The organism is Lachnoclostridium sp. An14 (assembly GCF_002160755.1).
Classification (GTDB): domain Bacteria; phylum Bacillota; class Clostridia; order Lachnospirales; family Lachnospiraceae; genus Lachnoclostridium_A.
The window spans coordinates 1-26,120 of the sequence record NZ_NFLE01000036.1 but is presented as its reverse complement, the minus strand read 5'-3'; the positions used below and the strand labels follow the sequence as shown (position 1 = coordinate 26,120).

34 protein-coding genes and 1 pseudogene are annotated in these 26,120 nt (G+C 50.9%); 30 read left to right on the top strand and 5 right to left on the bottom strand.

The features are described 5' to 3' along the window. Positions 1-101 precede the first annotated feature (101 nt). The 18 genes and pseudogenes from B5E84_RS16300 to B5E84_RS16225 all read left to right on the top strand — a co-directional run bounded on the left by B5E84_RS16300 (position 102) and on the right by B5E84_RS16225 (position 13,913). Complete coding sequence (locus B5E84_RS16300; protein ID WP_002596236.1) at positions 102-1,718, top strand: recombinase family protein; 1,617 nt, start codon at positions 102-104, stop codon at positions 1,716-1,718. Between the two features lie 87 nt (positions 1,719-1,805). Beyond that, positions 1,806-1,898: pseudogene (locus B5E84_RS21330) on the top strand (Maff2 family mobile element protein); the annotation flags it as partial. Positions 1,899-1,909: 11 nt separating this feature from the next. Then, positions 1,910-2,776: a VirB6/TrbL-like conjugal transfer protein, CD1112 family gene (locus B5E84_RS16290; RefSeq protein ID WP_002595082.1), complete on the top strand. Its 867-nt coding sequence runs from the start codon at positions 1,910-1,912 to the stop codon at positions 2,774-2,776. A gap of 17 nt (positions 2,777-2,793) precedes the next feature. Then, the gene (locus tag B5E84_RS16285) at positions 2,794-3,357 is read left to right on the top strand and encodes a septation protein SpoVG family protein (protein ID WP_204248608.1); all 564 of its coding nucleotides are present in this window, start codon (positions 2,794-2,796) and stop codon (positions 3,355-3,357) included. After that, on the top strand, positions 3,347-4,141 hold the full coding sequence (locus B5E84_RS16280) for a DNA-methyltransferase (RefSeq protein ID WP_087224705.1): 795 nt from the start codon (positions 3,347-3,349) through the stop codon (positions 4,139-4,141). Before B5E84_RS16285 ends, B5E84_RS16280 begins: the two co-directional genes overlap by 11 nt. Further along, on the top strand, positions 4,138-4,734 hold the full coding sequence (locus B5E84_RS16275; RefSeq protein WP_087224702.1) for an MT-A70 family methyltransferase: 597 nt from the start codon (positions 4,138-4,140) through the stop codon (positions 4,732-4,734). Before B5E84_RS16280 ends, B5E84_RS16275 begins: the two co-directional genes overlap by 4 nt. Then, positions 4,722-5,111 carry a PrgI family protein gene (locus B5E84_RS16270; protein ID WP_087224699.1) on the top strand — a complete coding sequence of 130 codons (390 nt, stop codon included), beginning with the start codon at positions 4,722-4,724 and terminating at the stop codon, positions 5,109-5,111. The genes B5E84_RS16275 and B5E84_RS16270 overlap by 13 nt, the downstream gene beginning before the upstream one ends. Then, positions 5,065-7,431, top strand: coding sequence for a VirB4-like conjugal transfer ATPase, CD1110 family (locus B5E84_RS16265; protein WP_204248607.1), 2,367 nt, complete (start codon positions 5,065-5,067; stop codon positions 7,429-7,431). Before B5E84_RS16270 ends, B5E84_RS16265 begins: the two co-directional genes overlap by 47 nt. Then, positions 7,412-9,073 (top strand): C40 family peptidase, encoded by a 1,662-nt coding sequence (locus B5E84_RS16260; protein WP_087224696.1) that lies wholly within the window; start codon positions 7,412-7,414, stop codon positions 9,071-9,073. Before B5E84_RS16265 ends, B5E84_RS16260 begins: the two co-directional genes overlap by 20 nt. 13 nt (positions 9,074-9,086) lie before the next feature. Continuing rightward, positions 9,087-9,341 (top strand): DUF4315 family protein, encoded by a 255-nt coding sequence (locus B5E84_RS16255; RefSeq protein WP_087224693.1) that lies wholly within the window; start codon positions 9,087-9,089, stop codon positions 9,339-9,341. A 2-nt stretch (positions 9,342-9,343) separates the two neighbouring features. Continuing rightward, positions 9,344-10,132, top strand: coding sequence for a DUF4366 domain-containing protein (locus B5E84_RS16250; RefSeq protein ID WP_087224690.1), 789 nt, complete (start codon positions 9,344-9,346; stop codon positions 10,130-10,132). Next, complete coding sequence (locus B5E84_RS20905; RefSeq protein WP_204248606.1) at positions 10,129-10,305, top strand: hypothetical protein; 177 nt, start codon at positions 10,129-10,131, stop codon at positions 10,303-10,305. Before B5E84_RS16250 ends, B5E84_RS20905 begins: the two co-directional genes overlap by 4 nt. Positions 10,306-10,309: 4 nt before the next feature. Continuing rightward, on the top strand, positions 10,310-10,678 hold the full coding sequence (locus tag B5E84_RS16245) for a cysteine-rich VLP protein (protein WP_087224687.1): 369 nt from the start codon (positions 10,310-10,312) through the stop codon (positions 10,676-10,678). Between the two features lie 163 nt (positions 10,679-10,841). Continuing rightward, positions 10,842-11,450 carry a defense against restriction DarA-related protein gene (locus B5E84_RS16240; protein ID WP_087224684.1) on the top strand — a complete coding sequence of 203 codons (609 nt, stop codon included), beginning with the start codon at positions 10,842-10,844 and terminating at the stop codon, positions 11,448-11,450. A gap of 12 nt (positions 11,451-11,462) precedes the next feature. Then, positions 11,463-11,627, top strand: a complete 165-nt coding sequence (locus tag B5E84_RS20900; protein ID WP_002595070.1) for a hypothetical protein — start codon at positions 11,463-11,465, stop codon at positions 11,625-11,627. Further along, positions 11,624-11,971 carry a plasmid mobilization protein gene (locus B5E84_RS16235; RefSeq protein ID WP_087224681.1) on the top strand — a complete coding sequence of 116 codons (348 nt, stop codon included), beginning with the start codon at positions 11,624-11,626 and terminating at the stop codon, positions 11,969-11,971. Before B5E84_RS20900 ends, B5E84_RS16235 begins: the two co-directional genes overlap by 4 nt. Before the next feature lie 161 nt (positions 11,972-12,132). Continuing rightward, complete coding sequence (locus B5E84_RS16230; protein WP_087224678.1) at positions 12,133-12,426, top strand: CD1845 family protein; 294 nt, start codon at positions 12,133-12,135, stop codon at positions 12,424-12,426. Between the two features lie 140 nt (positions 12,427-12,566). Continuing rightward, positions 12,567-13,913 (top strand): relaxase/mobilization nuclease domain-containing protein, encoded by a 1,347-nt coding sequence (locus B5E84_RS16225; RefSeq protein WP_087224675.1) that lies wholly within the window; start codon positions 12,567-12,569, stop codon positions 13,911-13,913. A 201-nt stretch (positions 13,914-14,114) separates the two neighbouring features. Here the strand turns inward: B5E84_RS16225 and B5E84_RS16220 are convergent, their stop codons facing one another. Beyond that, entirely contained in the window at positions 14,115-14,474 is a 360-nt protein-coding gene (locus B5E84_RS16220; RefSeq protein WP_087224671.1) for a helix-turn-helix transcriptional regulator, read from the bottom strand. 174 nt (positions 14,475-14,648) lie between these two features. On the opposite strand from B5E84_RS16220, the gene B5E84_RS16215 reads away from it, so the two are divergent. From B5E84_RS16215 to B5E84_RS16180, 9 genes are all read left to right on the top strand, one after another. After that, a complete protein-coding gene (locus B5E84_RS16215) occupies positions 14,649-15,290 on the top strand; it encodes a TetR/AcrR family transcriptional regulator (RefSeq protein ID WP_087224668.1) in 642 nt (213 codons plus the stop codon). A gap of 106 nt (positions 15,291-15,396) precedes the next feature. Next, on the top strand, positions 15,397-15,687 hold the full coding sequence (locus B5E84_RS16210; protein WP_087224665.1) for a hypothetical protein: 291 nt from the start codon (positions 15,397-15,399) through the stop codon (positions 15,685-15,687). 128 nt (positions 15,688-15,815) lie between these two features. Next, complete coding sequence (locus B5E84_RS16205) at positions 15,816-17,072, top strand: MFS transporter (RefSeq protein ID WP_087224662.1); 1,257 nt, start codon at positions 15,816-15,818, stop codon at positions 17,070-17,072. Positions 17,073-17,076: 4 nt separating this feature from the next. Then, positions 17,077-17,265: a cysteine-rich KTR domain-containing protein gene (locus B5E84_RS16200; protein ID WP_087224659.1), complete on the top strand. Its 189-nt coding sequence runs from the start codon at positions 17,077-17,079 to the stop codon at positions 17,263-17,265. Positions 17,266-17,778: 513 nt separating this feature from the next. Further along, positions 17,779-18,189, top strand: coding sequence for a sigma-70 family RNA polymerase sigma factor (locus tag B5E84_RS16195; RefSeq protein WP_087224656.1), 411 nt, complete (start codon positions 17,779-17,781; stop codon positions 18,187-18,189). A gap of 343 nt (positions 18,190-18,532) precedes the next feature. Then, entirely contained in the window at positions 18,533-18,877 is a 345-nt protein-coding gene (locus B5E84_RS21135) for a recombinase family protein (protein WP_242963415.1), read from the top strand. Beyond that, positions 18,867-19,067: a hypothetical protein gene (locus B5E84_RS21130; RefSeq protein WP_242963414.1), complete on the top strand. Its 201-nt coding sequence runs from the start codon at positions 18,867-18,869 to the stop codon at positions 19,065-19,067. Before B5E84_RS21135 ends, B5E84_RS21130 begins: the two co-directional genes overlap by 11 nt. A gap of 126 nt (positions 19,068-19,193) precedes the next feature. Then, positions 19,194-19,460, top strand: coding sequence for a DUF6870 family protein (locus tag B5E84_RS16185; RefSeq protein WP_087224653.1), 267 nt, complete (start codon positions 19,194-19,196; stop codon positions 19,458-19,460). A gap of 115 nt (positions 19,461-19,575) precedes the next feature. Then, complete coding sequence (locus tag B5E84_RS16180; protein WP_087224650.1) at positions 19,576-21,258, top strand: recombinase family protein; 1,683 nt, start codon at positions 19,576-19,578, stop codon at positions 21,256-21,258. A gap of 232 nt (positions 21,259-21,490) precedes the next feature. Here the strand turns inward: B5E84_RS16180 and B5E84_RS20660 are convergent, their stop codons facing one another. The 4 genes from B5E84_RS20660 to B5E84_RS16165 form a co-directional block, all read right to left on the bottom strand. Next, complete coding sequence (locus B5E84_RS20660; RefSeq protein WP_162612881.1) at positions 21,491-21,664, bottom strand: hypothetical protein; 174 nt, start codon at positions 21,662-21,664, stop codon at positions 21,491-21,493. A gap of 36 nt (positions 21,665-21,700) precedes the next feature. Further along, a complete protein-coding gene (locus B5E84_RS20895; RefSeq protein ID WP_204248605.1) occupies positions 21,701-21,853 on the bottom strand; it encodes a hypothetical protein in 153 nt (50 codons plus the stop codon). Between the two features lie 70 nt (positions 21,854-21,923). Continuing rightward, a complete protein-coding gene (locus B5E84_RS21125) occupies positions 21,924-22,688 on the bottom strand; it encodes a phage antirepressor (protein ID WP_087224644.1) in 765 nt (254 codons plus the stop codon). Next, on the bottom strand, positions 22,685-22,906 hold the full coding sequence (locus B5E84_RS16165; protein WP_087224641.1) for a helix-turn-helix domain-containing protein: 222 nt from the start codon (positions 22,904-22,906) through the stop codon (positions 22,685-22,687). Before B5E84_RS16165 ends, B5E84_RS21125 begins: the two co-directional genes overlap by 4 nt. Positions 22,907-23,088: 182 nt before the next feature. Here B5E84_RS16165 and B5E84_RS16160 point away from each other — a divergent pair, with 182 nt between their 5' ends. The 3 genes from B5E84_RS16160 (at position 23,089) to B5E84_RS16150 (ending at position 25,894) form a co-directional block, all read left to right on the top strand. Then, complete coding sequence (locus tag B5E84_RS16160; RefSeq protein ID WP_087224638.1) at positions 23,089-23,889, top strand: helix-turn-helix domain-containing protein; 801 nt, start codon at positions 23,089-23,091, stop codon at positions 23,887-23,889. A gap of 4 nt (positions 23,890-23,893) precedes the next feature. Then, positions 23,894-24,352: a hypothetical protein gene (locus tag B5E84_RS16155; protein ID WP_087224724.1), complete on the top strand. Its 459-nt coding sequence runs from the start codon at positions 23,894-23,896 to the stop codon at positions 24,350-24,352. A 123-nt stretch (positions 24,353-24,475) separates the two neighbouring features. Beyond that, positions 24,476-25,894, top strand: coding sequence for an SNIPE associated domain-containing protein (locus tag B5E84_RS16150; protein ID WP_087224635.1), 1,419 nt, complete (start codon positions 24,476-24,478; stop codon positions 25,892-25,894). The last annotated feature ends 226 nt before the right edge of the window (positions 25,895-26,120 follow it).

Here is a 26,120-nt window from a genome sequence, read left to right as displayed (position 1 = left end):
AGAAGCAAATTTAACGCTTTTGCCGCTGTACAGCCCCCGCCGTTCCGTGGTACAATGAAACCACGGAATAGTGGGGCTGGCTGTCGGAAACGGAGGATTTTATGTTAAGACAAGCCACCCAAAACCTCATTACCGCCCTTTATCCGAGATTGTCCCACGAGGATGAATTGCAAGGCGAGAGTAATTCCATATCGAACCAAAAAAGGATACTCGAAACCTACGCAAAACAGAACGGCTTTACCAATCTGCGCTGGTACACCGACGACGGTTTTTCCGGCGCGAACTTCCAGCGGCCCGGATTTCAAGCCATGCTTGCGGACATTGAAGCCGGGAAAGTGGGTACGGTCATCGTCAAGGACATGAGCCGGTTAGGGCGAAACTACTTGCAGGTAGGGTTTTACACGGAAATGCTGTTCCCTCAAAAGGGTGTGCGTTTTATCGCTGTCAACGATAATGTGGACAGTGCCAGCGAGGGCATGGACAACGATTTTACCCCGCTGCGAAATCTGTTCAATGAATGGCTGGTGAGAGATACGAGCAAGAAAATCAAGGCAGTGAAAAAGTCAAAAGGCATGAGCGGCAAGCCTGTTACCAGCAAGCCGGTTTACGGCTATGTGATGGACGAGGACGAGAATTTTATTATAGACGAGGAAGCCGCCCCGGTGGTGCAGCAGATTTACCAGCTTTGCCTTGCCGGGAACGGCCCGACCAAGATTGCCCGTATGCTGACGGAGCAGCAAATCCCCACGCCGGGGACGCTGGAATATCAGCGGACAGGCAGCACCCGCCGTTATCACCCAGGCTATGAGTGCAAATGGGCGACCAACACCGTCGTTCATATCCTCGAAAACCGAGAGTACACCGGATGTCTGGTGAACTTCAAAACGGAAAAGCCTTCTTATAAGGTCAAGCACAGCATAGAGAACCCCGTCGAGAAGCAGGCCATTTTCGAGAACCACCATGAGCCGATCATCGACAAGGAAACATGGGAACGGGTGCAGGAGTTACGCAAACAGCGCAAACGCCCGAACCGCTACGATGAAGTGGGGCTGTTCTCCGGGATTTTGTTCTGCGCCGACTGCGGCCATGTGCTGTATCAGCAGCGGTATCAGAACAAAGACCGCAAACAGGACTGCTACATCTGCGGCAGCTACAAGAAGCGCACCCGCAACTGTACGGCGCACTTTATCCGCACCGATCTGTTGACCGCTGGTGTCCTGGCAAATCTCCGGCAAGTGACCGAATACGCAGCCAAGCATGAGAGCCGGTTTGTGAAACTACTTGTCCAGCAGAACGAGATCGGCGGCAAGCGAAAGACCGCCGCAGCCATCAAGCAGCTTGAACAGGCGCAGGAACGCATTTCTGAAATCAGCCGCATTATCAAGCGGCTGTATGAGGACAATGTAAACGGCAAAATCAGCGATGAGCGTTTCATGGAACTGTCGGCTGACTACGAAGCCGAGCAAGCGGAGCTGAAAAAGAGAGCCGCCGCCCTGCAAGCCGAACTGGACAAGTCACAGGCAGCTACCGTCAACGCCGAGAAATTTATGGGCATTGTCCGCAAGCACCTTGCCTTTGAAGAACTGACCCCCACTCTCTTGCGGGAAATGATCGAGAAAATTGTGGTGCATGAGTGCAGCTATGATGAGAACGGCACCCGCAGGCAGGACATTGAGATTTATTACAGCTTTGTCGGCAAGATTGACTTGCCCGAATAACCGCCCGACCTATCCGACACAATGGCCAAGTGTCGGATAGGAACGGCAAAATTTTTTGCACTTCTATTGCTTCTTTATCACACATAAGCAAAAAGCCAGGGCATGAAACAGCTCATGGCGGGCGGCGGCATCATCCTGCTCGGCACTACGCTGATCCCTCTGCTGTCCGGTCTGTTTTAAGGTAGCGGCTTATGGGATTTCTCACCGACTGGCTGACCGACTGGCTCAAAAGCCTGCTCATTGAAGGCATTTTAGGCAATCTGAGCGGCCTTTTTGATACGGTAAATGCCCGAGTCGGGGAGATTGCGGGGGAGGTGGGAACAACTCCGGCGGCGTGGAACGCCGGAGTTTTCTCCCTCATCCGCCAGATTTCCGAGACGGTAATTTTACCGATTGCCGGGTTAGTCCTAACCTATGTGGCAGTCTATGAGCTCATTCAAATGCTGATAGACCGCAACAACTTACATGACATCGACACCTGGATGTTTTTCAAGTGGATTTTCAAGACGGCGGCGGCCATCCTTATCCTCTCCAACACCTTCAATATCGTCAATGCGATTTTTGATGTGTCGCAGAGCGTGATTGCAAGCTCGGCGGGGGTGATCCAGGGCTCCACGGACATATCCCCGGATATGCTGGCGGATTTGGAGGCCACGCTGGAGACAATGGGGCTGGGCTCCCTTTTGGGCCTGTGGCTCCAGTCTATCTTTATCGGCTTTACCATGACCGCGTTAAACATCGTGATCTTTGTTCTGATTTATGGCCGTATGCTGGAAATCTATATGCTGACCAGTTTAGCGCCCATCCCGGTGGCTACCCTGTCCAACCGGGAAATGGGGAGCATGGGGCAGAATTATCTGAAGTCCTTGTTCGCTATCGGTTTCCAGGGGCTTTTGATCCTGCTGTGCGTGGGCATCTATGCGGTGCTCATTCAAGAGATCGCCACAAGCGGCGATCCCATCGGCGCGATATGGGGAGCCGTGGGCTATACGGTTTTGCTCTGCTTTATGCTGTTCAAAACCGGGACGATTGCAAAAAGTATCTTTGGCGCACATTGAGAAAGAGAGGTTGAACTATGGCGAAAACGCAGGAGGCGGCGGGCCGAGGTGCCCCCGCTGTGGATATGGCGCAGGAGGATTTCCGGCGCTTATTGTTTGAGGCTCCGATTGCGGAGCTGGCAGAAAACCAGGGCATCAGCATTGATGAGGCGGTAAGGCTCCGGGTAGAGCAGGCGGTGGCGGAGGCCACTACGCCCCAGGTAACGGTGCGGCCCATTGAGCCCCAGGGCAAGCTGATCGGCTTTGCCAGCGTAAACATCGGGGGCGTGGTGGTGGATGATTTTAAGGTGGTGGACGGGAAAAACGGGGTGTTCCTGGGCGCTCCCAGCAAGCCCGATCCCACCAGCAGGACGGGCTACCGCACTACGGCGCGGGTAACAAACCGCGACTTGCAGGCCCAACTTGACCGGGCGGCGGCCCAGGGCTACAACCAGGCGGTGGAAAAGCTGCTGGCCCGGGCCGAGGCGGTACGGCCCGCATCAATCCGGGAACAGATGGCGCAGGCCGCAAAAGAGGCCGGAAAGGAAAATGCCGCCCGGCCCGCCCCGACAAAGGGCAAGGAGGCCCGGGATGACCGATAAGGCGGCTTTGGGACAAAGTGTCCCGAAGTTGCAGGAACCTATGGAGGGGCTGTTTTTATTGGACGGCATCGAGGGCCTGCGCTCCCTCCCCCGCCATTCGGTGGATATGCTCCTTACCGATCCGCCCTATGGCACTACCCGGAACTTTTGGGATGTGCCCCTGCCGCTCCCCGAGCTGTGGGAGGCTGTGAAATGGGCTGTCAAGCCGGAGGGCGCGGTGCTGTTCTTTGCACAGTGCCCCTATGACAAAGTGCTGGGGGCCTCCAACCTTTCCATGCTCCGCTATGAGTGGATCTGGTACAAGGAGCGCGGGACAGGATTTCTCAATGCAAACCGGGCCCCGCTGAAAAAGTCCGAGAATATCCTGGTATTTTATCAGAAGGCCCCTCTTTACAATCCGCAGTTTACTTACGGCAAGCCGTACAGCCGCGTCCATGCCCGCAGCGGCACCAGCCCGAACTATGGGAAATTTGAGCGGCAGAGCTCCCAGTCCAGCGATGGGCGGCGCTATCCGGGGAATGTGCTCTTTGTCCCCACGGTAACGGGCGGCATCCATCCCACACAAAAGCCCGTGGAGCTGTGCGAGTATTTCATCAAGACCTACACCCGGCCCGGCGAGCTGGTGGCGGACATCTGCGCGGGCTCCGGCACAACCGCCGTTGCCGCCCTCAATGCGGGCCGCCGCTTTATCTGCTTTGAAACGGCTCCGGCCTTTTACGCCCCGGCTACGGAGCGCATCCGTATGGCGCGGGCGGCGGTGGAGGCCGGGGAGAAAGGAGTCTGACTATCGGAGATTATTCTATCATTTACGCCGATCCGCCCTGGCGCTACGCGCAGAAGGGCCTGCAAGGGGCGGCGGAACATCATTATCCCACAATGGGAATAGACGAGTTATGTGCGCTCCCGGTGGCGGAACTGGCCGCCCCGGACAGCGCGCTTTTTTTATGGGCGACTTTCCCCCAGCTCCCCGAGGCCCTGCGGCTCATTAAAGCGTGGGGCTTTCAGTATAAGTCCGTGGCTTTCGTCTGGCTGAAGAAAAATCGGAAGGCTGATAGCTGGTTTTACGGCCTCGGCTTTTGGACGAGGGGAAATGCGGAGGTCTGCCTGCTGGCGACCAGGGGACACCCGAAACGGCAGGCGGCGAATGTCCACCAGTTTATCATTTCCCCCATTGAGGCCCACAGCAAAAAGCCGGACGAGGCCCGGGAAAAGATCGTTGCCCTTATGGGCGATCTTCCCCGGGTGGAGCTGTTCGCAAGGCAGACGCCGCCCGGCTGGGATGTGTGGGGAAACGAGGTGGAAAGCACAATCCCGAACTTTGGGACAAATTGTCCCGAAGTCAAAGGGCCGAAAGGAGGTTTTTCATGCCCTATGTGAATGTCCCTAATGACTTATCCAAAATCAAAACGAAGATGGCCTTTAATCTCACGAAACGCCAGCTTATCTGCTTTGGCGGCGCGGCGGCCATCGGCATCCCGTCCTATCTGCTGGCCCGTGAGCCCCTGGGGAATACCGGGGCCATGTTCCTTATGCTGGCGGTCATGCTCCCGGCGTTCCTGCTGGCGATGTATGAAAAAGACGGGCTCCCCTTTGAAAAGGTGGTAAAAAATATCCTCCGGGCCAAGTTCCTGCGGCCCGGGGTGCGGCACTATCAGACGGAAAACCTGTATGCCCCGTTTACCGGGCGGGGCGCTGTGAGAAAGGAGGATGCGATTGCGAAAGGCAAAAAGCAAAAACAGCCCCGGAAGGGGTAACAGCCGGGCGGCCCTGTCCGTCCAGCAGACGATCCCCTATCTGGCGATGCACCCGGACGGGGTGTGCAAGCTCCCCGGCGGGCTCTACACGAAAACCGTGGAATACGAGGACATCAATTATTCCGTGGCAAGCACCGAGGATCAGACGGCGATTTTCGGCGGCTGGAGCTCATTCCTCAATTATTTTGACAGCTCCCTGCCGTTCCAGCTTTCCTTTATCAACCGCCGCTCCCATTCCCGGAGCCGCTACAAGGTCAACATCCCCCAGGCGGACGATGCCTTTAACAGCGTCCGGGAGGAATTTACCGGGATGCTGAAAAATCAGATTGCGAAAAGCAACAACGGCATTGAACGCTCTAAATATATCACTTTCGGCATACCCGCCGAGGGGATCGCGGAGGCCCGCCCCCGCCTGGAGCGTGTGGAGGCCGATGTAATGGGAAACTTCAAGCGGCTGGGCGTTCCCTCCGAGCCGATGGACGGGCGGGCGCGGCTGGCCCTGCTCTATGGGCAGATGCACCCGGGGAGCCGGGAGCCGTTCCGCTTTTCATGGAATGACATCCCGCAGACGGGGCTGGGGACGAAGGACTTTATCGCCCCGGACAGCTTTGACTTTCGGCAGTCCCGCTCGTTCCGCATCGGCCAGTATTGGGGCGCGGTGTCCTACTTACAGATTTTAGCGTCCGAGCTCTCGGATAAGCTCCTTGCGGAGATTTTGGAGCTGGATGCGGAAATGACAGTCACGCTCCATATTCAGACGGTGGATCAGTTAAAGGCCATCAAGACCATTAAGGGGAAAATCTCGGACATTGGCAAAATGAAGGTGGAGGAACAGCGAAAAGCTGTCCGGGCCGGGTACGATCCCGACATCCTCCCGCCTGACCTCATTACATTCAGCAAGGACGCGGCGGAGCTTTTGGCTGACCTGCAGTCCCGCAACGAGCGGATGTTCCTGCTGACCTTTACGGTGGTAAACCTTGCCCCTACCCGCCAGCGGCTGGAAAACGATGTATTCACGGTGGGCGGTATCGCGCAGAAATATAACTGCTCCTTAAAGCGGCTGGACTGGCAACAGGAACAGGGCTTTGTGTCCTCGCTGGCCCTCGGCTACAACGAGGTGGAAATTCAGCGCGGCATGACAACCAGCTCCACGGCGATTTTCATTCCCTTTATGACCAGGGAGCTGCGGATGGGCGGGCAGGCCCTCTACTACGGCATGAACGCCCTTTCCCACAATGTCATCATGGCTGACCGCAAAAAGCTGAAATCGGCCAACGGCTTGTATCTTGGCTCTACGGGCTCGGGAAAATCCTTTGCGGCGAAACGGGAGCTCTTAAATGTATTTCTCGCCACGAATGACCGCATTGTGATTGTCGATCCGATGGGCGAATATGTCCCGCTGGCCCGCAGACTGGGCGACCAGGCCCAGGTGATCGAAATTTCCCCGGACAGCCCCCATCACTTAAACCCGATGGATGTGGAGCTCAATATGACCGCTGGGGAGAGTCCGCTTTCCATGAAGGCGGATTTTTTGTTGTCCCTGTGCGAGCTGGTGGTGGGCGGTAAGGAGGGCTTACAGCCCATTGAAAAAACCGTCATTGACCGCTGTGTGCGGCTGGTCTACCGGGAGCAGGCCCTGGGGATTGCCACAGAAAAAAAGCCGCTGTTGCAGGACTTGTATGAGGAGCTCTTGCGCCAGCCGGAGCCGGAGGCCCGCCGTGTGGCAACGGCCCTGGAGCTCTACTGTACCGGCTCCCTCAATCTCTTTAACCATCCGACCAATGTGAAAACCGACAAGCGTGTGGTGTGCATCGTGCTCAAGAACATGGGAGAAAACCTCCGCAAGATTGCCATGCACATCACAAATGAGTTTGTCTCCCAGGCGGTGGATGCCAACTTCCGGGAGGGCGTGGCGACCTGGTGCTACTTTGACGAGTTCCATGTCCTGCTCCGCGATCCGCTGACCGCCAGCTACTTTGTGGCGGTCTGGAAGATGCTCCGCAAAAAAGGCTGTGTCCCCAGCGCACTTACGCAGAATGTGAAAGACCTTTTGGCCAGCCGGGAGATTGAGAACATTCTGGACAACACGGACTTTATGATCCTGTTGTCCCAGGCCCAGAGTGACCGGACTATTTTGGCAAAACAGCTCGGCATTTCCGAGCATCAGCTTTCCTACATTACCCACTCTAATTCCGGCGAGGGCCTGCTGTTCTATGGGAATGTGACTATCCCCTTTGTGGATCGGTTCCCCCGCGGGGAGATCTATGACCTGCTGACTACCCGCCCGGAGGATATGAAGAATGAAACGAAAACCGAATAACGGCGCAGGAAACGCCGGGGGCACTTCGGGACAAAGTGTCCCAAAGTCCCCAAAATCAAAATTCCGGCAGAAAAGCCAGCAGGAACAGGCGGCGGCGTCCAAGCTCCGCATGGAAAAGCGCGGGGAAAAGCTGGAGGCCGCCAAAGAAAAGCTGGCAAAACAGAAACCGCCGAAAAAGCCGGGCCCGGTCAAGCGTGTGGGCCGGGTGGCCAGCGGCTCCGTCCACGGCTTTGTGCATGGCAAGATTTATGAAAACGAGCACGAAAATGTGGGCATCGAAGGGGGCCACCGCTCCGAGCTTGTGGGCGAGGCCGTCCTGCGGCATGGCTCCCGGTATGTGAGACGGAAAATCCGGGAGCACCCGGCAAAGGCTGTCCGGCGGGCCGAGTCCAAATATATCAAGGCCACGGCGGACTATCATTTCCACACCGCCGCCCAGGAGCACCCGGAGCTTTCTAAAAATGCCCTGTCCCGCTACTGGCAGAAACGGCGGCTCCGCAGGCGGTATCAAAAGCAGGCAAAGGAGGCCGCCAAACACGGAGCCCAGGCCGCCGGGAAAACGGCTGTAACTACGGAAAAGCTGGCGGCCCGGGCGGTGGGCTTTGTCAAACGCCATCCCGTGGGCTGTCTGCTGGCCCTGGCCTGCGTCCTGCTTGTGCTGGTGATGCAGTCCTGCTCGTCCTCCCTTGTCACACTGGGGAACAGCACCATCGGCGCGGTGGGTGCCAGCACTTACCCTTGCGAGGATGGGGATCTGCTGGGGGCGGAGGCCGCCTACTGTGACTTGGAGGCGGAGCTTTCCGGCTATCTGGACAGCTATGAAAGCACCCACGATTATGATGAGTACCATTTTGACCTGGACGAGATTGAACACGATCCCTATGTACTGTTGTCCCTTTTGTGTTCGCTCCATGAAGGGCAGTGGACGCTTGACCAGGTGGAGGGCTCCCTGCAAATGCTCTTTGACCGCCAGTACATTCTGACCGAGGAAGTGGTGGTGGAGGTACGCTACCGGACGGAAACCCGCACCGACAGCGAGGGCAACGATTACGATGTGGAAGTCCCCTACAATTACTACATCTGCTATGTGACGCTGGAAAACAAAAATCTGTCCCATCTGCCCGTCTATGTGTTGAGCGAGGATCAGATGTCCCGGTACGCCATCTACATGGCAACGCTGGGAAACCGTCCCGATTTGTTCCCCGGCTCCGAGTATGTGGGAAAGTACACCGAAACGCCGGAGGGCTACGAAGTGCCCGGGGAATATCTGGACGATGAAACCTTTGCCGCCATGCTCTCCGAGGCGCAGAAATACATCGGCTATCCCTATGTGTGGGGCGGCTCCAGCCCGTCCACTTCCTTTGACTGCTCCGGCTATGTGTCCTGGGTGATCAATCACTCCGGCTGGAATGTGGGCCGCCTGGGGGCCCAGGGGCTCTATAACATCTGCACGCCGACCAGCAGTCCGAAACCCGGCGATCTGGTCTTTTTCAAGGGCACTTATGACACGCCGGGCGTGAGCCACTGTGGGATTTATGTGGGAGACGGGCGGATGCTCCACTGTGGAGATCCCATCGGCTACGCAAACCTAAATACGAGCTACTGGCAGTCTCATTTCTACGCCTACGGGCGTTTACCATGATTGGAGGTTATCTATGGCAACGGCAAAAAGTGCGAAAATCCAGGCCGAGATTGATAAGGTCAAGGCCAAAATCAGCGAACAGCAGGCCCGGCTCAAGGAGCTGGAGCAGAAAAAGCTGGAGGCGGAAAACAGCGAGATCGTGGATATTGTGCGGGGTATGAGCATCCCCCTGGCGGAGCTCCCGCTCCTGTTTGAAAAGCTGAAAGGCGATGGAGCTTTGGGACAATTTGTCCCGAAGTCCGGGGCCGAAGGAAAGGAGGAAAACTGAATATGAGACGATGGAGGTCTATGGCGGCGGCGCTTTGTGCCGCCGTTCTTTTATGCGGATTTTCGGCTGTCCCGGCTTTTGCTTACGCGGACGGCGGCGAGGGCGAGGACTACGGCGATCCCACTATGACGGAGGAAACCACGGCCCCGGAGCCGGAGCCCACTATCGAACCGGGCGAGGGCTTTTCGGAGAAAGGCAACCTTGTTACCCGCGATCTGCTCTATGACGAGCACACCAACAAGCAGTTTATCACGGTGCAGACCAGCGGCGGAAACACTTTTTATATCGTCATTGACTATGACAAGCCCGTGGACGAGGAAGGCGAACAGTACGAAACATACTTTCTGAACATGGTGGACGAGGCCGACCTGCTGGCGGCTGCGGAGGCCGCCGGGGTGGAGCTGGCCGCCTGCTCCTGCGCGGAAAAATGCGCGGCGGGGGCTGTCAATACGGATTGCCCGGTCTGCGCGGTCAATATGACCGAGTGCGCGGGCGCGGAGCCGGAGCCTGCGGAAACGGAGGAAACCGGGGAGCCCGCCCCGGAGGAGGAAAAGCCGGAAACGGGCGGCAATCCGGGGATGCTCCTTTTGGTGCTGGCCGTGGCGGTGATCGGCGGCGGGGCTGGCTGGTACTTTAAGATTTACCGCCCGAAACATGAAAAGGCCGCCGAACCCGAGGAGGACTACGGCGGGGAACTCCCGGACTATGACGGGCCGGAAGGCTACGGTGACGAGGAGGACGGGCCGCCCTGGGATGAGGAGGATGATGACGGAGAGGGGGCTGACGAATGAACTTTACCAACAATCCCTTTGAGAAAATGATGAAACGGCCCCCGCGCCAGCAGTCCCCCTCCGCCGAACAACCGCCCAGGGGCTCCCGGTGCTCCGGGTGTCCCTACTGGCGGGGCATCGGCTGTGTCTCCTGCTACCGGGAACTTCTGAAGGCCCCGGCTGGCGGGAGGTGAGGCCATGTCCCGCGAGCTTACCCGGGAGGAAAAGGCGGCCATCCGCGCCCTTGTGGTAAAGTGGTGCGCCAACTATGACCGGGAGTGCGGGTGCCTGCCGCTGGACTGTGAGTGCTATATGTTCGTGAAATGCTGGACGGGTGCGTTCTGCCGCTACTTCCGGGAGGCCGTTCTGCCCCTTGCCCCGGCGCTGGAGGCGGCCCTCTTGACCGAGGGGCCCAGGCCGGATTTCAAGCCCTGCCCCATCTGTGGCGGGCCCGTTCCCCCGGATCGGCGGCAGGCGTACTGCTCGGCGGTCTGTGCAAAGAAAGCCCACCGCCGCCAGCAGAGGGAATATATGCGGAAAAAGCGGGGCTGGTCTGTTGACAATTAGGCCCCTTAAAACCCGCTTGTAGCAAGGCTTTCCGGGGCCCGTTTTAGGGTGGGCCGTATCAGACTATGGCCTGCCCCGTTTTGACCCGGATGCTGTCAACATTTACGCTGTGGGACTTTGGGACAATTTGTCCCGAAGTGCCAGTTTTTAAGGAGGTGCTGTTTTGGAAGAAAATCAAGGCTATGTGATCCAGCAGTCCGTACTGTTTGACAATGGCCGGGGCTTTGCGATGGGGGAAAACTTCAAGGCCCCTAATCCCTTTGTGACCTGGCAGTTTACCCAGGAGGACGGGAAACGGGACTACTACTGGGGCCATTACTTCAATGAGGAATGTGAGGCCATTGGGGACTACAACCGCCGTGTGTTCAGCCATGAAAAGCAGTATGGCGTTTCCCGGCTGGAGACTTCCGGCCCGGATTTTTTCAAGTATTACTCTACCCAGCGGCCCGTGGATATAGCTACCTATCCCCGCCCGAAGGACAACCTGCCTGTGGCCCATCTCAACTACAACGCCCGCCAGCCGGTGGAGGGCGAGTCATTCCGGGCATGGGGCGAGCTGTGGTATCTCCACCCGCTGACAGAAAAACAGATGGCCGATTATGAGCTGAGGCCCGCCCATGACAATCCCGTGGGCCGTGAGCCTGTGCCAGAGCGGGGTGCGGCAAAGAAACCGCCGATTGCCCGGCAGATGAAAGAGGCCGGACGCAAGGCCCGGGAACACCGGGCCCCGGATGCGCCGGAAAAGAAAAGCCCCAGCCGGGGCGACAGATAGGAGGACTGCGCGATGGAGAAAAAACGGGAACAGGAACTTGCCGACCAGGAGGCCCTGCGGCTGTACCGGGAATTTCACGCCCCGATCCCGAAAAGGCCCCCAGAACGGGAAAAGCCGTTGGACAAGGTAAAGGAGCCGCCCCGGGCCAGCCGGAGCCTGGAACGGGAGGAACGATGACAAAGAAACGCCGCCGTCCCGTCCATCTTCATGTGATGGTATCGGAGGAGGAGCAGGCGCTCATACGGGAGCGCATGGCCGAGGCAGGCATCCGCAACATGGGGGCCTATATGCGGAAAATGGCCCTAAACGGCTATGTGCTCCATGTTGACCTGTCCCCCGTCCGGGAGCTGGTATCGCTCCAGCGGCGGTGCTCCAACAACCTAAATCAAGTGGCAATCCAGGCCAACACCTACGGCGGCATTTATCCCGAGGAAATCAAAGGGCTGCAACGGGACTATGAAAAGCTGTGGGGGCCCTTGTCCGATCTTTTGAAAAAGCTGTCTGTGATTGTGGAGTGTTAGCCCTGCCGGGGAGCGGTTTCGCCGTTCCCCGGCTTTCACTACTTCGGGACAATTTGTCCCGAGGTGCTGAAAGCCGGAGCCATCCTTGTTGTCCCTCCCGGACAGAGGTATAATTATCATGTAGGGATAACCTGTCAATCAAAACAAGGAGGTATCAAGCTATGCGGATCATTCTGAAAATCATCGCGGCCCCTTTTGTGCTGGCCCTTACGCTCCTGGTAGCGGTATTAAACTTTAGTGTGTCTCTTGCGTCCTGGGTGTTCGGCATCCTGTCCTTTTTCCTCGCATTGTGCGGCCTGTTTGAACTGTTCATCCAGGGCAATCCACAATGGGGGATAACGGGGCTGGTGCTTGCCTTTTTACTTTCCCCTTTCGGCCTGCCCGCCGCAGCCGAGTGGCTGGTCTGCAAGCTGGACGATCTCAATTACTCGTTAAAGAGCTTTATCACGGGATGACGCTTTGGGACAATTTGTCCCGAAGTCCTATGCGGCGGCTGGAGAACAGCCGCCCTTTTTCTTGAAAAGGAGGTGCGGCCACGGCTACAACTTACATCCGGCCCTACAAAGTAGCGGCGGGAAAAAGCGCCGTTCAGACGATGGAGGAACGGTTTGCCTATGGGCTCAATCCGAAAAAGCTGGGAGCCGTGTCTGCCTATCTCTGCGATCCGGCATCGGCCCCCGCCGAGTTTCTTCTGACAAAAAGCCAGTACCAGGCGGAAACGGGCCGGGCTGTGGAGCGCGGGGCCCTGTTCTTTCAGATCCGGCAGGCGTTTCCGCCCGGTGAGGTCACGCCGGAGGAGGCGAACAAAATCGGCTATGAGACGGCCATGCGCTGGACAAAGGGCAAGTATCAGTTTTTCGTCTGTACCCACATCGACAAGGGCCATCTGCATAACCATATTTATTTTAATTCCACGGCTTTTGACTGCTCCCGGAAGTTTCACAACTTCATCGGCTCGTCCTTTGCTCTGCGGCGGCTCTCTGACCGGGTGTGCATTGAGCATGATCTATCGGTTATTCAAAATCCGAAACAGCACAGCAAGGGCCGTTTCCTCCACTATGGCCAGTGGATCGGGGAAAAACCGCCGTCCGCGCAACAGCGGGTACGGCTGGCCGTTGTGGAGGCTCTGGAAAAAAAGCCCGCCGACTTTGCCGCCTTTCTGCGGCTCATGGAGGAGGCTGGTTTTGCGGTAAAGCATGGGCGCGGCGGTGTGCTCTCGTTCCTGGCTCCGGGGCAGGATAAGTACACCCGCCTGCGGGCATCCACCCTGGGGGACGGCTTTGATCCCGAGGACATCCGGGCGGCAATCGCCGGGGAGCGGCCCATCCCGGAGCTCCCGGAGGACAGTCCGGCCCCGGCCCGGCGCGTCAATCTGATGATTGATATTCAACAGCGCATGGCCCAGGGCAAAGGCCCGGCCTATGAGCGGTGGGCGAAGGTTTACAATCTGAAACAAATGGCCGCCGCGCTCCAGTATCTCCAGGAGCATGGCCTTACGGACTATGACGAGCTGGCCGCAAGTACCGAGGCGGCGGTGGATCGCTTTCATACTTTGGCCGGGGAGCTGCGGGACACGGAGGCGGCGCTCTCGCAGACTTCCCGGCTCATGGGGGCCACGGTGGACTATGCAAAGACGCGGCCCATATTTAACGGCTACAAGGCGGCCCGGTACAGCAAGAAGTATTTGGCGGAACACGAGGCGGAGCTGGCTACCTACCGGGCGGCAAAGGCGGCGATGAATGAGATATTAGGCGGGGCAAAACTCCCGAAAATGGACGCGCTGAAAAAGGAGCGCCGGGAGCTCTCCGAAAAGAAAAAGGCCCTTTATGCTGAGTACCGCAAGGCCCAGGCGGATATGCGGCAGGCTGTGGCGGTCAAGGCGAACATTGATTATCTGCTCGGCCACACGGACGGGCGGGGAAATAAGGCCCAGGAGCGTTAGCCCGGGCCGCAGGCAACAGGCGCATCGCGCCGGGACTTTGGGACAATTTGTCCCGAAGTCCAGCGGGTTTGGGGAGCTCCCCAACAAGCATTTTTGCGGGCCTTGTGCCTGCAAAAATTTCGGAGTGTGGCCACACCCGAATTGCTTGCCGAAACCGCGCAACCCGCAACATGGCGCAAAAAAACGAAGGCCGCGCTTTTCTTACGCATCCTCCGTTTCTTTGGCCTGTTTCATCGCTTGGATGGTGGCCTCCACGATTTTCAATTCTTTTTCGTCAAGGGAGCCCAGCATGGCGTCAATTCGTTTCCTGCACTCGCTCCCTCCATTTTTGGACGGATAGAAATACTGATCTACCGATATATCGAACATTGTAACCATCTGATAAAAGGTGTTGAGGCTCGGGTGCTGGCCGTCATTCTCGTTATACATGATGGTGCGTGGAGAACGGTCAACAATGTAGGCCAGTTGTTCCTGCGTCATCCCGCTGGCCTCCCGCGCCCGCTTGATGGCGAGCCCTATATCGTGAAAATCAAATCGTCGTTCATCTCGTTCAAACTTCATAACATCACCCAATGTCATTTTACATTTCGGGTATTAGTATTTGAACGATTGTATATTTCATTCTACTGACTATTTATTTTCATATAAATACCGTCGGAATGTATCTTGACAGAAACGCGGAAAATGCTTATAATATAATCATACCAAAAGTATGTTATCGAAAGAGGTGGACATATGGCACGAAATAAGTATCCAGAAATCACGGTTGAAAAAATATTAGATGTGGCTCAACGGCTCTTTCTGGAAAAAGGATATGACAATACAACTATTCAAGATATTGTAAATGAACTTGGGGGACTTACTAAGGGGGCAATCTATCATCATTTTAAATCCAAAGAGGAAATCATGGATGCTTTAGGCGAGAAAATGTTTTTTGATAATAACCCATTTACACTCGCTAATGAACATAAGGATTTGAACGGTTTGCAAAAAATGCGCGAAGTAATTAAAATTAACTATGAAGATGCGGAAAGGGTAGAACTAAATAAACGAACACTTCCCGTACTCAAAAACCCACGAATATTAGCAGGAATGATTGACACAGATCGGCGTCTGCTTGCCCCCATGTGGTTAAAGCTAATTGAAGAAGGTCAAGCTGACGGTTCTATCAAAACAGAGTACGCCAAGGAACTATCAGAACTTATTTCTTTGTTAAGTGATTTATGGCTATCACCAACAGTTTACCCTGCGTGTGCCGAAGAAATAATAAGTAAGTTTAAATGTATGAGCGCAATTTTGGATGCTATGGGTATTCCTCTATTTGATGATGAATTGAAAGATCTTGTTCAAAGTCACATTGTTGAGTTATTAAAGTGAAATATAAGAGTACCTTACAAAAGGTACTTTTATATAAATCAATTACATTCATTCATAAGGTATTATTTTGGGGTTTACACATACAAAATTTAAAGGAGGCATTGTTATGACAGAAGAAAGATTTGAACAGGTAATGGAGCACTTTGGGGATGCCGTTGAAAAAACGGCAGAAAATGCGGCAAATATTCTTGATAAGTCTATGAATAAAGCATGGAGTTTTTGGCCTGTGCGATTGATTGGAAAGACGCTGACATTTTGTTCTGGCGTTGGACTTATGGCAAGTTACATTCCACTTAAAGAAAACGGTCATCCGCGTATAGCAAAGATTTGCTTAGTAAGCGGTGGCGTTATTGTAGGCGCACAAATTGTAGAGTTACTGATTTTCAAGAAAAAATAGGGGGTACTCAAAATGAAGAGAATAAGGTTTTGGATACGGTTTATAACTATCGCAGCTATTGTGGTGATTACATTCGTAAAAACGATGTCTACCGATAGGACTACTCATGACTTAGGAGGTATGGCTTAATGTCACAGCGACTTTTTAATCGTAATTTTACAATGGTTCTGATAGGCCAGCTAATTTCGTTGTTTGGAAACTCAATTCTGCGATTTGCCCTTTCACTGTATGTTTTAGATATTACTGGCTCTGCAACAATTTTTGGTTCAATAACAGCTATTGCAATAATACCTACTATTGTGCTTTCTCCATTCGGCGGTCTGATTTCAGATCGAGTAAATCGTCGCAATATTATGGTTGTTCTTGATTTTACAACTTCGGCACTTGTTTTAGGTTTTGGTATATTCCTTACAGAGAAGAACGCTATTTCATTGATTGCTATAATGCTGATTTTGCTTTCAATCATTCAAGCTTGTTATACTCCATCAGTTAATTCAAGCGTTCCTTTGTTGGAAACCGAAGAAAATCTTATCAAAGCAAATGCTGTTGTAAATCAGGCGACTATGCTTGCTAATCTTATCGGCCCTGTTCTTGGTGGAGTTTTGTATGGTTTCTTTGGGGCTATGCCGATTGTTTGGGTAAGTGGAATATGCTTTTTTGCATCGGCTATACTTGAGATTTTTATTCATATACCCTTTGAGCCCCCTGCAAAAAAATCAAATATACTTTACATAATAAAAAATGATTTCAAAGATAGTATTCGTTATATATTAAAGGAACAACCCAGTATATACAAAATTACGGTTATCATGGCGGTATATAATTTTTTTATAGTTTCAATCGTCACAATCGGTATGCCGTATATGATACGAACTATCTTAAAATTAAGTAGTGAATTATATGGAACAGCCGAGGGGCTTATGGCTGGAGCTGGAATAGCTGGTGGTGTGATAAGCGGACTAATTGCAAATAAACTAAAAACAAGCAAGCTGTATCTTTTACTTGTGTTTTCTGGAATGTCCATTATTCCAATAGGATGTGTATTTTTGTTTGGATTTAGCCCGATGATTTGCTACATAATTATTACGGCTTGCATAATGGTTCTTCAACTGTTCATTACTTTGTTTTCAATTTTCGTTTTATCTGCAACACAAAGAAAAACACCTAATCATTTGCTTGGTAAAGTAACCGCATACATTATGACAATGACGATGTGTGCTCAACCATTAGGGCAGGCTATTTACGGAATTTTATTTGATTACTTCTCAAATAGTCTTTATCTTCTTCTGATCATCACGGCAATAATAGCGGCACTAATAGGAGTTATTTCAAAAAAAGTCTTTTTGGAATTTGATAACCCAGGTACTTCTGAAAATTGGAGGTGATATATTGAAAAGGGAACAATGGTTATTATGCCCTGTTTGCAACTGTAAAACACGACTAAAGATCCGGGAAGATACCATTCTTGAAAATTTCCCATTATACTGTCCAAAATGTAAACGCGAAACCTTAATTGTAGTAAAACAACTAAATATGTCAGTTATCAAAGAGCCAGACGCACAGACGCAGAGCCGATAACACAAGAAGTCTTGTGATTATCGGCTCTTTCTTTTTGGAAACTATATTCGGTATATGCGATTGCTGACAGATTGCAACTATCTTTCAAAACCGTTGCTTGCTGATCGTATCATACCTAATACATCAACGGCGGTTTTGTAATAGAAATCAAAACCGCCATTTTCTTTTGAAAAATTGAGATACGGCGGGTGTAGTAAACTCGCCCATCTTTAAGGACATGGCGGTATCCGGGAGGTATTGTCGTGTCCTTTATCTTTTTCCATCCCCCTAACCTATCAAAAAAAGCCCACCCGCCCAACAGGATCAGTCCGGCGGTGGATGCGAAATTTGGCAGTACATAAATGAATTTGTAATTTCATGCGCTTGCGTGGCTTTGTGTCGCGCAGGCGCTTTTTGTTATCCCCACTTCGAGACAATGTGTCCCGAGGTGCGGGGCGGATCCCCAGGGTGCCGCTCCCCTCCGGGCCCCGTTTCGGTCACTCGTCCACCCAACACCGAAACGGAGGTTTATTTATGACTACGATCAATCTGAAAGATTTTTATTATTGGTACACCCAGGATCAATTCATCGAGGTTTCCGACGAAGTGGCGGCGGTCTTTCTTGCGGATGCCCGTTATGAAATGGCCTATCAGCGGCGGCTCTCCCGGCACAAGGCGCAGTATTCCCTGGACTGTGAGGACGGGATCGAATACTCGGCCTGCCTGCATGAGCCCACGCCCCAGGAGCTCTTGGAACGGATGGAGCTCTTTCTCCGTCTGTGGAACGCGCTCAACTCTCTGCCGGAAATCCAGGGCCGGAGGATTGACGCCCACATCATTCTTGGCAAAAGCATAAAAGCGATTGCCGAGGCCGAAGGCGTACATGAGGAGTCTGTCCGCCAGTCCATCAAAAGAGGGCTGGAACGCATGAAAAAAATCTTTTAATTTTTCCGTTTCCCCCACTTGGAAATGATGAAAAAATGTCTCGGTTTATGAGAGGAGGTTTTCTTTTCTCCGCAGACGAACAAGGGCGGCCCCGAGCATGATCCGGGGAGCCGGGCGGCGGGTGCGCGGTGACTTCCCCTAAACGGGAATGAGCGAACAACACCAGCGCCGCAAGTGGGACGGGCCATCTCACGGCCACAATCCGGCAGTGGACAGGCTGGCCGCCTGCCCCTCCGGGCCGCCCTCTCGCCTGCGAGGGAGCGCCGCGCCGAGTATAGTTGTCTTTGGACAGGTCAAGGAAATGGGCGCGGCGTTCCCTAATTTCATATAGGAGGGAGACAACATGAAAGCCGTGTTATATTGCCGGGTTGATGGCCCTCAAACTGCTTTCGCTCTTGATGCAATTAAGGGACAACAGTTATATCTCATGGACTACGCCAAGAAAAACAATATGGAAATCGCGGGGATATATCTGGATGTGGGTTATCATGGCCGGACAATGGAGCGTCCCGGTTTACGATCTGTAATGCAGGCTGTGAATGAGGGCAACGCCGATGTGATTTTGGTTACAAACTATAATCGCTTATATCGTGGGCGTTTTCCAAAGGAACTGCATGAACTCCCTATCATTTCACTGAAGGAGCAAAATCGAAAAAGAGAGCGAGGAGGAAAAGACCATGACCTTTAATCCTGCATTGGCCGCTATGCTGGCCGAGCCGTGGAGCAATAACGCCTGCCGGGGATATGTGATGTATGCGATGGAAAACTGCGGTTTTTCCCCCGAGGACATCCGGCGCGTTGTTCGGGAGCTCCATTATGTGTTTGACATCAAGTCTTTAGACGAGGCCCAGCGCCATTACGAAAACGGGCCGTATTAACTTCGAGACAATGTGTCCCGATGTGAGGGCAGGCCAAAGGGCGGCACTTTTGCGGTGCCGCTTTTTTGCGTTTCCCCACAGGACAACCGGGAGGCGTTTCGCAATCTGAAAGAAGGAGGTTTTACCGTGAGATTATCCGCACAGGAACTGGAACAAATGAAAAGCGTTGACATTGGCGCAGTTGCCCCCGAGTCTCTGCCCGATGTGAGCGGTATGACCTTTGACAACGCCCTTTCCCGCAAAGAGCGCATAACAAGGTTTTTACAGATTGCCAAAAATCCGTACTGCTTTTGTGTCGGCGGCATCGGCGTGAAAATGGAGTTTACGGAAAATGGCCCATCGCTCCAGGATATTTTGACAGACTTTTTAATTCGTCAAAAAAGTGGGCTGTAACTTAGGCTGAGGCCCGCCCCACTTCGAGACAAAGTGTCCCGAGGCGGAGCCATCCTTGTTGTCCCTACGGGACAGAGTTATAATATAAGTGTAATGTGATAGGGAAGGAGGAACAATGCCACGAACAAAAAACAGAGGGGTTCAACAGAGTTTCTCTCCCTCTTATACAATCCGGCGCTGGCGGCTGGGAGAATATATCCGGCTCTCTAAAGAAGATTTGAAAAAAGGTAAGGATGATAGTAACAGCGTTAAAAACCAGCGCGACTTATTGAATGACTTTTACCAAAAGCACATTGAGGAATTTGAAAGCGTTTCTGAGTATGTGGACGATGGCCACACGGGAACGGACGCCAACCGCGAGAATTTCCAGCGGCTCTTGGCCGATGTAATGAGCGGAAAAATCAACTGTGTTGTGGTAAAAGACCTTTCCCGTTTCGCCCGGAATTACAGTGATGCGGGAAGTCTGATTGATAACCTGTTTGTACAGATGGGTGTCCGGTTTATCAGCCTTGCGGAAAATGTGGATAGTTTTACAAACCCGGATAGCGTTTCTAATATTATCGTTCCGATCACGAATGTAATGAATGATAATTATTGCTACCAGACTTCAAAAAAAATCCGCCAGGTATTTGACTATAAACGGCGCAACGGTCAATACATCGGAGCTTTTGCTCCTTATGGGTACATTAAGCACCCAAAAGACAAACACAAATTGGTTATTGATCCGGACGCAGCTGAAACGGTCAAACTCATTTTCTCGTTATTCTTGCAGGGAACATCGAAACGGGCCATCGCTCTGTATTTGAATGAGCATGGTGTACCGAGTCCCTCTGCGTATAAACTACTCAAGGGCCTGCCTGTTTCTACAAGAGGTTATGACGAGCCTATGTGGGGTGGCAGGATGATCCATGCAATACTTACCAATCCCACCTATACCGGGGATTTGGCACAAGGTCGTAGCCGGGTAAAAAGCTATAAGGTACACCAGATTGAAGTAGTTCCCCGTGAAGAATGGGTGGAAGTGGCTGGAACACATGAGGCCATTATCGACTATGAAACCTTTGATAAAGTACAGGCTTTGTTAAAGCGTGATACCCGGACTTCTCCCGAAGGCCGGAAAGTCCATTTGTTCAGCGGCTTTCTGAAATGTGCCGATTGTGGCCGGGCAGTCACTCGTTGCGTTAGTAAAAACAATCATGTGTATTATGCCTGCTCCACTTACAAAAACCGTTCCCGGACAGCCTGCACCATGCACTCAATCAAGCATGAACGGCTGGAGGCCGCTGTTCTGTTCGGTATTCAGTACCAGGTGCATTTAGCCGTTTCTTATTCTGAGGCGATTGCTCGTATCAATTCGGCTCCAACGAAAAAAAGCCAGTCTTTCAGACTGGACGAGCTGATTACCGCAAAGGAAAAGGAACTGGCGAAAATCACCCGCTACAAGCAGTCCCTTTATCAAGACTGGAAAGACGGGGAAATTACCCAGCAGGACTATCGAAGTATGAAAGCCGACTATGAACAGCAGGTAGCGGCCCTCTCTGATGTGCTGAAACGGTTGACCGCTGAACGGGCAGAACTGGCAAATGGTGTTGACAATGAGCACCCGGCGCTGGTGGCCTTTATGAAATACCAGAACATCGACAAACTAACCCGGGAGGCGCTCATTGATCTTGTAGACCATATCAAGGTTTACGAAAATGGAAATATCAGCGTTAAATGCAAATTCGCTGATGAATTTCGTAAGATTGCAGAATACATTGAAATCAACACTTCTGAAATTCCCGCCGTGGCGGGCTGATGCTCGCCACATCCTTTCTGGCAGTGTGTTTTCCTAATAAGATTTAATCATATCCCACTTCATTTTCAGTAGCTTTAGCGCGTCAACTCGTAGATGCCATTCTGGATGACCGCCGGAACAAGGCTCAATATCGCAGGAATAAGCCTCATGTCCTAATTTCCGCAATTCGATTGTGACTGCTTGACTTTCCTCGCAAGCCACTAAAATTTTCACTTTTCCTTGTCACCTCCTCTCACGCGCCGCACATCAGCACATAGGTCAACGCCCCTGTTAGCAGCGCTATAATAACCGTCTGGACTATGCACCATCGCCGGGCCTCCTCCAGCTGCCCCCGGAGCTTGTCCACGTGGCGGGACATCGCCCGCCACTTACGGGTTTCCACCACTTTGCATTCCACTGCCTCCAACTCACTCACCTCCCTGCTTGTCCATCCAGGCCGCCCTTAGGCGGTCTTTCTCTTGAATCCAACTGCTCCCATAAAATTGTCCAGAAGTTTCTGGGAAATTTCCTTGCGTCTCTCCTCCGGGAGCGAATCGAACAAAACCTGTTCTCCGTCGATCTCTATGTAATTGATAATTTTGGGGGGTTCTCTCATTCTGCCGTTCACCTCCTACGGTAGTGTATGCGGTACCGGTTGTACCGGTTTCCTGGGGACATTCATCCTGTTAAGCCATAACTTCCAGAAATTTATTGACAAAATATACTTGTCCTTTCCCCGTAACTTTTGTGGTTCGATTGATTCTCACAGATCCATCTGGATTATTTACCGTGGACTCCTTTACCTCAAAAAGCCCCATCTCCATAGATTTCTGTGTCGGCATATTCCAGTCAGTTCCTTTTCGCTTAATCAGAAAACCATTTTCCCGCAACCATGCAAAAAGCCTTTTCTGTCCAGTCTCAATCCCATTCTGTTTGAGAATCTTTGCCAGATCTCCAATCAGAATTGCGGTGTGGCTTGTTGATACCGCATCAGCAAAGACCTCCTTCGGTTTCATGCGATCAATTTCCGCAGCCTGCGCCTCGATAGTTCTCTGCGCTTCCAGAACAGCCAATGCAAGAAGTTCTTTTCCTTGCGGTGTATGTACCTGATAGCCACCGGTCCTGCGGATGGAAGGAATGATCTCATCCGCTACCTTTGCCTGAAACTTTTCTGCAGCCTCATTCTTCGCTTTCATAGCAAGGCGGTAGAATATGTTCTCAGGGATAAATTCGGGGCACATTTCTCTGTAATTAGTTCCGTTGCAGGAAGTTGCAACGCCCAAATCAGTAAGATACTTGTGTACCGTATTCCATCTCACAACCTCATTACCACTTGTAGCAACGGTTGTAAATCCCAATCCTCTCGCCACCGTCTCCAGTTTCAGATACGCTGTGCCATCTTTCTCATAGCACTCTACCCCATCAATGTTGATAATTTTTAATTCGTTCATGACTTTTCCTCCTTATCCGTCTGCCCCATGAACCAACTCAACGGAGTTTCTAGTGCTTTGGCAATCATTGCCATATCTTCTATAGTTATTTTTCGATTCTCCGTTTCAATTTTTGAAATCTGTGATTGATTCATTTTTTGTGTTCGTTTCGCCAATTCATATTGACTGAGTCCAAGCGATTTTCTTCTGTCCTTTATTTTCTTCTGAATAATGTCCATCTTTTCGCCTCTTTTTGATTCTATTTTGGACTTGTTTTTGATTATAAATCTATTTTAGAATTATTTCAAGTGTGTTTCAGAATTATTTTGAGCACTTGACATTATTCTATATTTGAATTATGATTAAATTGATTCAAATATGGAATTTTTTATAGGATTATCTACTTTTCAGGGGGTATATCATGAATATAGGTGAACGTATTAAAAAAATAAGGACTGAAAAAGGAATCTCCACATATCAGTTATCTGAACTTACAGGAATATCACAGTCCTCAATTAGTAAATTAGAAAATGGACATCGTAAGGCAGATATAGAAATTTTAATGAAGATCGCACGGGCTCTAAATATCTCTATTGATAGACTAACTGGAGATTCTGTCGGTTCTATAATAGAAGAAAGGATAAAAGAACTAAGAATAACATTAGATGAGGTTGCAAAAAAATCTCAGGTTCCTCTCTCATGGTTGCAAAATATTGATGATTTCGTCCCAGGAGATATGGAATTTAAACTAGAAAATTTTGAAGAAGACAAGGCATTAGATTGGGATGACGTTATCGGAGATCATACAAGTTATAAACTAATTTCCAGAGTTGCTGAGACGCTTGGCCTTCCTCCTAGCCAGTTGAGAGCAGCTCTTGCAAGGCAGGAAATCCCTCTACCCGATGCGCCTCCTGTTTCAGCTGTTGAAGCTTTTGGTGAATCGCAAAATAGTATTAGCGTGGATGGAGAAAAACCACAAATCATAAACTACTATAATCAGTTAAACACTCTCGGCCAAGAAACTGCCACAGAACAAGTGCGGTTGCTCACGTTAGATAAGAAATACACCGAAAAAAAGCAGAACTTCCCATCCCTTACTCGTGATCCTGATGCCGACTATATTGTCGCTAACGCCGCCCACGAACGTACTGATATAGAATTGACTGATGAAGACCAAAAGCACGATGACGATATTATGAATGACGATTCTAACTGGGGGTGATCTATTGGGGTATGAAGATTTATTGAACGAAGCAGATTCCCAAAATATTACGGTTAAAGAAATGCCCCTTCTTCGCAATGATGGCCGCATCAAAGGAAATCGAATTGCGATCAGAATGGATATTCATTCTACAGCAAAAAAAGCAGACGTGCTTGCGGAAGAATTGGGGCATCACTATACGACCGTAGGCAACATCACCACTCAGGATACCGTCAATGCCCGTAAGCAAGAACGCACCGCCCGCCTCTGGGCTTATAACAAACGAATCGGATTGATCGGCTTGGTTGATGCTTTTAAACACGGCTGTCAAAACCGATTTGAAGTTGCTGAATTTTTAGATGTGTCGGAAGATACGCTGGTCGAGGCTCTCGAATACTATCGACAAATATACGGTATTTCCACTCGTTTAGATAACTACCGTATCCAGTTTGAGCCACACCTTGCCATAATCGAATTATTTTAAATCAGGTTATTGCATTCAAACCGCAAAAACCGGCCCCCGCCCCGCCAAAGGCCCAACAACCTTGATAACAATCAAACAACCTATGGCATTTTAATAAAAATATACATCAGGAAGGAATAATTTATGAAAAAGAAATGGTATCTCAATACCTGGCTCATTTGTCTGCTATTTGCTTTTTGGTTTGCATATGGCATTCCTTTATTGTTAGGTATCGTACTACTGATCCTAAAAAACAAAGCTGAGAAATCTGCGACTGAGCATACCGCACAGCTCGAAACGGAGAATACACATTTAAAAGAACTGCTTACCCCGGAGATGCAGGATGCTCACGCTTTACAAATGCTGGTTGCCAAACTCCAGGATGAACAATCTGCTGCTGAACTTTCTCTTGAAAAGTTGAGACAAGATTGTCAAAAGGAAATCCATAAAAAAGAAGATGCTCTTTTAAAAATAGAACAGGAAATCTCCGAAAAGAGGAAACAACTCGTCCAGCTTGATGAAGAAATTATTGTTCAGGAGTTTGGACTTTACCAGCCTCAATATGATTTCGCATCTGCCCTTGATTATAAGGAGAAACTAGCACAGATTCGCGCTGAACAAAAAGAACTTATTAAAGCTAAACAGGCAGTAACTGGAAATACCAACTGGGAAGTGAATGGAAATAAAGCCAAGGGTCGAAAAATGGTTTCTGATACTGAAAAACTTCTTCTTCGAGCGTTTAATAATGAATGTGACGATATTATATCCAGAGTAAAATATACTAATTTTGATGCCTCCCTGGATCGGATCTACAAGTCCGCAGAAACCATTTCAAAATTAGGTACCGTTATGAATATCTCTATTAATAATAAATATCTCGACCTAAAGGTGAAGGAACTCCGGTTAGCGTTTGAATATCAGCAGAAAAAGCAGGAAGAAAAAGAGGCGCTCAAAGCTGCAAGGGCTGAACAGCGTGAACAAGCCAAAATCCAAAAAGAATTGGATGAACAACGCAAAAAGATTGAAAAAGAGCAAACACATTACCAAACAGCTTTTGAAAAAATCTGTACTCAATTAAATCTTCACCCAGATGATCCTGATCTTTTAAGCAAAAAACAGACTTTGGAAGATCAGCTTTCCGATATTGATAAAGCACTTACTGACATCGACTACCGTCAAGCAAATATGAAAGCTGGCTATGTATATATTATTTCAAATATCGGAGCTTTTGGTGAAAATGTGTACAAGATCGGAATGACACGTCGTCTTGATCCTCAGGAGCGAGTCGATGAACTTGGCGATGCCTCTGTTCCCTTTAATTTTGATGTTCATGCCATGATCTTTTCTGATGATGCTCCGGCTCTTGAGGCCGCTTTGCATAAAGCCTTCGAAGATAGAAAGCTTAACATGGTTAATCGCCGGCGAGAATTTTTTAATGTAACACTTGATGAAATAAAAGATGTTGTCAAAAAGAACTTTGATAAAACCGTAGAATTTGTCGATGTTCCAGATGCTGAACAATTTAGAATCAGCCAAAAAATGAAACTTAATGCCCAATCCTAAAGCATTCCGGCCCCTGCCCCGCCAGGGGCCCAACAACCTTGACAATAATTACATATTCTAAGTAAATTTTTATTCCAGCGAATACTTGACAAGATTTTCGCATATGCTATAATCCCGTCTTTGACAGTTAGAGAAAACAAAAATGCCAGATTCCATTGAAAAATCAAGGGTTCTGGCATTTTTCAATATTGGATTTTTTGAGTACTTTTTCCCCTTTCTTTGTGTT

What these genes read in the sequence shown, in the direction of transcription:
- B5E84_RS16300 (WP_002596236.1), top strand. Translation starts at nt 102, where the DNA reads ATGTTAAGACAAGCCACCCAAAACCTCATTACCGCCCTTTATCCGAGA.
- B5E84_RS16290 (WP_002595082.1), top strand. Translation starts at nt 1,910, where the DNA reads ATGGGATTTCTCACCGACTGGCTGACCGACTGGCTCAAAAGCCTGCTC.
- B5E84_RS16285 (WP_204248608.1), top strand. Translation starts at nt 2,794, where the DNA reads ATGGCGAAAACGCAGGAGGCGGCGGGCCGAGGTGCCCCCGCTGTGGAT.
- B5E84_RS16280 (WP_087224705.1), top strand. Translation starts at nt 3,347, where the DNA reads ATGACCGATAAGGCGGCTTTGGGACAAAGTGTCCCGAAGTTGCAGGAA.
- B5E84_RS16270 (WP_087224699.1), top strand. Translation starts at nt 4,722, where the DNA reads ATGCCCTATGTGAATGTCCCTAATGACTTATCCAAAATCAAAACGAAG.
- B5E84_RS16265 (WP_204248607.1), top strand. Translation starts at nt 5,065, where the DNA reads ATGCGATTGCGAAAGGCAAAAAGCAAAAACAGCCCCGGAAGGGGTAAC.
- B5E84_RS16260 (WP_087224696.1), top strand. Translation starts at nt 7,412, where the DNA reads ATGAAACGAAAACCGAATAACGGCGCAGGAAACGCCGGGGGCACTTCG.
- B5E84_RS16255 (WP_087224693.1), top strand. Translation starts at nt 9,087, where the DNA reads ATGGCAACGGCAAAAAGTGCGAAAATCCAGGCCGAGATTGATAAGGTC.
- B5E84_RS16250 (WP_087224690.1), top strand. Translation starts at nt 9,344, where the DNA reads ATGAGACGATGGAGGTCTATGGCGGCGGCGCTTTGTGCCGCCGTTCTT.
- B5E84_RS20905 (WP_204248606.1), top strand. Translation starts at nt 10,129, where the DNA reads ATGAACTTTACCAACAATCCCTTTGAGAAAATGATGAAACGGCCCCCG.
- B5E84_RS16245 (WP_087224687.1), top strand. Translation starts at nt 10,310, where the DNA reads ATGTCCCGCGAGCTTACCCGGGAGGAAAAGGCGGCCATCCGCGCCCTT.
- B5E84_RS20900 (WP_002595070.1), top strand. Translation starts at nt 11,463, where the DNA reads ATGGAGAAAAAACGGGAACAGGAACTTGCCGACCAGGAGGCCCTGCGG.
- B5E84_RS16235 (WP_087224681.1), top strand. Translation starts at nt 11,624, where the DNA reads ATGACAAAGAAACGCCGCCGTCCCGTCCATCTTCATGTGATGGTATCG.
- B5E84_RS16230 (WP_087224678.1), top strand. Translation starts at nt 12,133, where the DNA reads ATGCGGATCATTCTGAAAATCATCGCGGCCCCTTTTGTGCTGGCCCTT.
- B5E84_RS16225 (WP_087224675.1), top strand. Translation starts at nt 12,567, where the DNA reads ATGGAGGAACGGTTTGCCTATGGGCTCAATCCGAAAAAGCTGGGAGCC.
- B5E84_RS16220 (WP_087224671.1), bottom strand. Translation starts at nt 14,474, where the DNA reads ATGAAGTTTGAACGAGATGAACGACGATTTGATTTTCACGATATAGGG.
- B5E84_RS16215 (WP_087224668.1), top strand. Translation starts at nt 14,649, where the DNA reads ATGGCACGAAATAAGTATCCAGAAATCACGGTTGAAAAAATATTAGAT.
- B5E84_RS16210 (WP_087224665.1), top strand. Translation starts at nt 15,397, where the DNA reads ATGACAGAAGAAAGATTTGAACAGGTAATGGAGCACTTTGGGGATGCC.
- B5E84_RS16205 (WP_087224662.1), top strand. Translation starts at nt 15,816, where the DNA reads ATGTCACAGCGACTTTTTAATCGTAATTTTACAATGGTTCTGATAGGC.
- B5E84_RS16195 (WP_087224656.1), top strand. Translation starts at nt 17,779, where the DNA reads ATGACTACGATCAATCTGAAAGATTTTTATTATTGGTACACCCAGGAT.
- B5E84_RS21135 (WP_242963415.1), top strand. Translation starts at nt 18,533, where the DNA reads ATGAAAGCCGTGTTATATTGCCGGGTTGATGGCCCTCAAACTGCTTTC.
- B5E84_RS21130 (WP_242963414.1), top strand. Translation starts at nt 18,867, where the DNA reads ATGACCTTTAATCCTGCATTGGCCGCTATGCTGGCCGAGCCGTGGAGC.
- B5E84_RS16180 (WP_087224650.1), top strand. Translation starts at nt 19,576, where the DNA reads ATGCCACGAACAAAAAACAGAGGGGTTCAACAGAGTTTCTCTCCCTCT.
- B5E84_RS20895 (WP_204248605.1), bottom strand. Translation starts at nt 21,853, where the DNA reads ATGAGAGAACCCCCCAAAATTATCAATTACATAGAGATCGACGGAGAA.
- B5E84_RS21125 (WP_087224644.1), bottom strand. Translation starts at nt 22,688, where the DNA reads ATGAACGAATTAAAAATTATCAACATTGATGGGGTAGAGTGCTATGAG.
- B5E84_RS16165 (WP_087224641.1), bottom strand. Translation starts at nt 22,906, where the DNA reads ATGGACATTATTCAGAAGAAAATAAAGGACAGAAGAAAATCGCTTGGA.
- B5E84_RS16160 (WP_087224638.1), top strand. Translation starts at nt 23,089, where the DNA reads ATGAATATAGGTGAACGTATTAAAAAAATAAGGACTGAAAAAGGAATC.
- B5E84_RS16150 (WP_087224635.1), top strand. Translation starts at nt 24,476, where the DNA reads ATGAAAAAGAAATGGTATCTCAATACCTGGCTCATTTGTCTGCTATTT.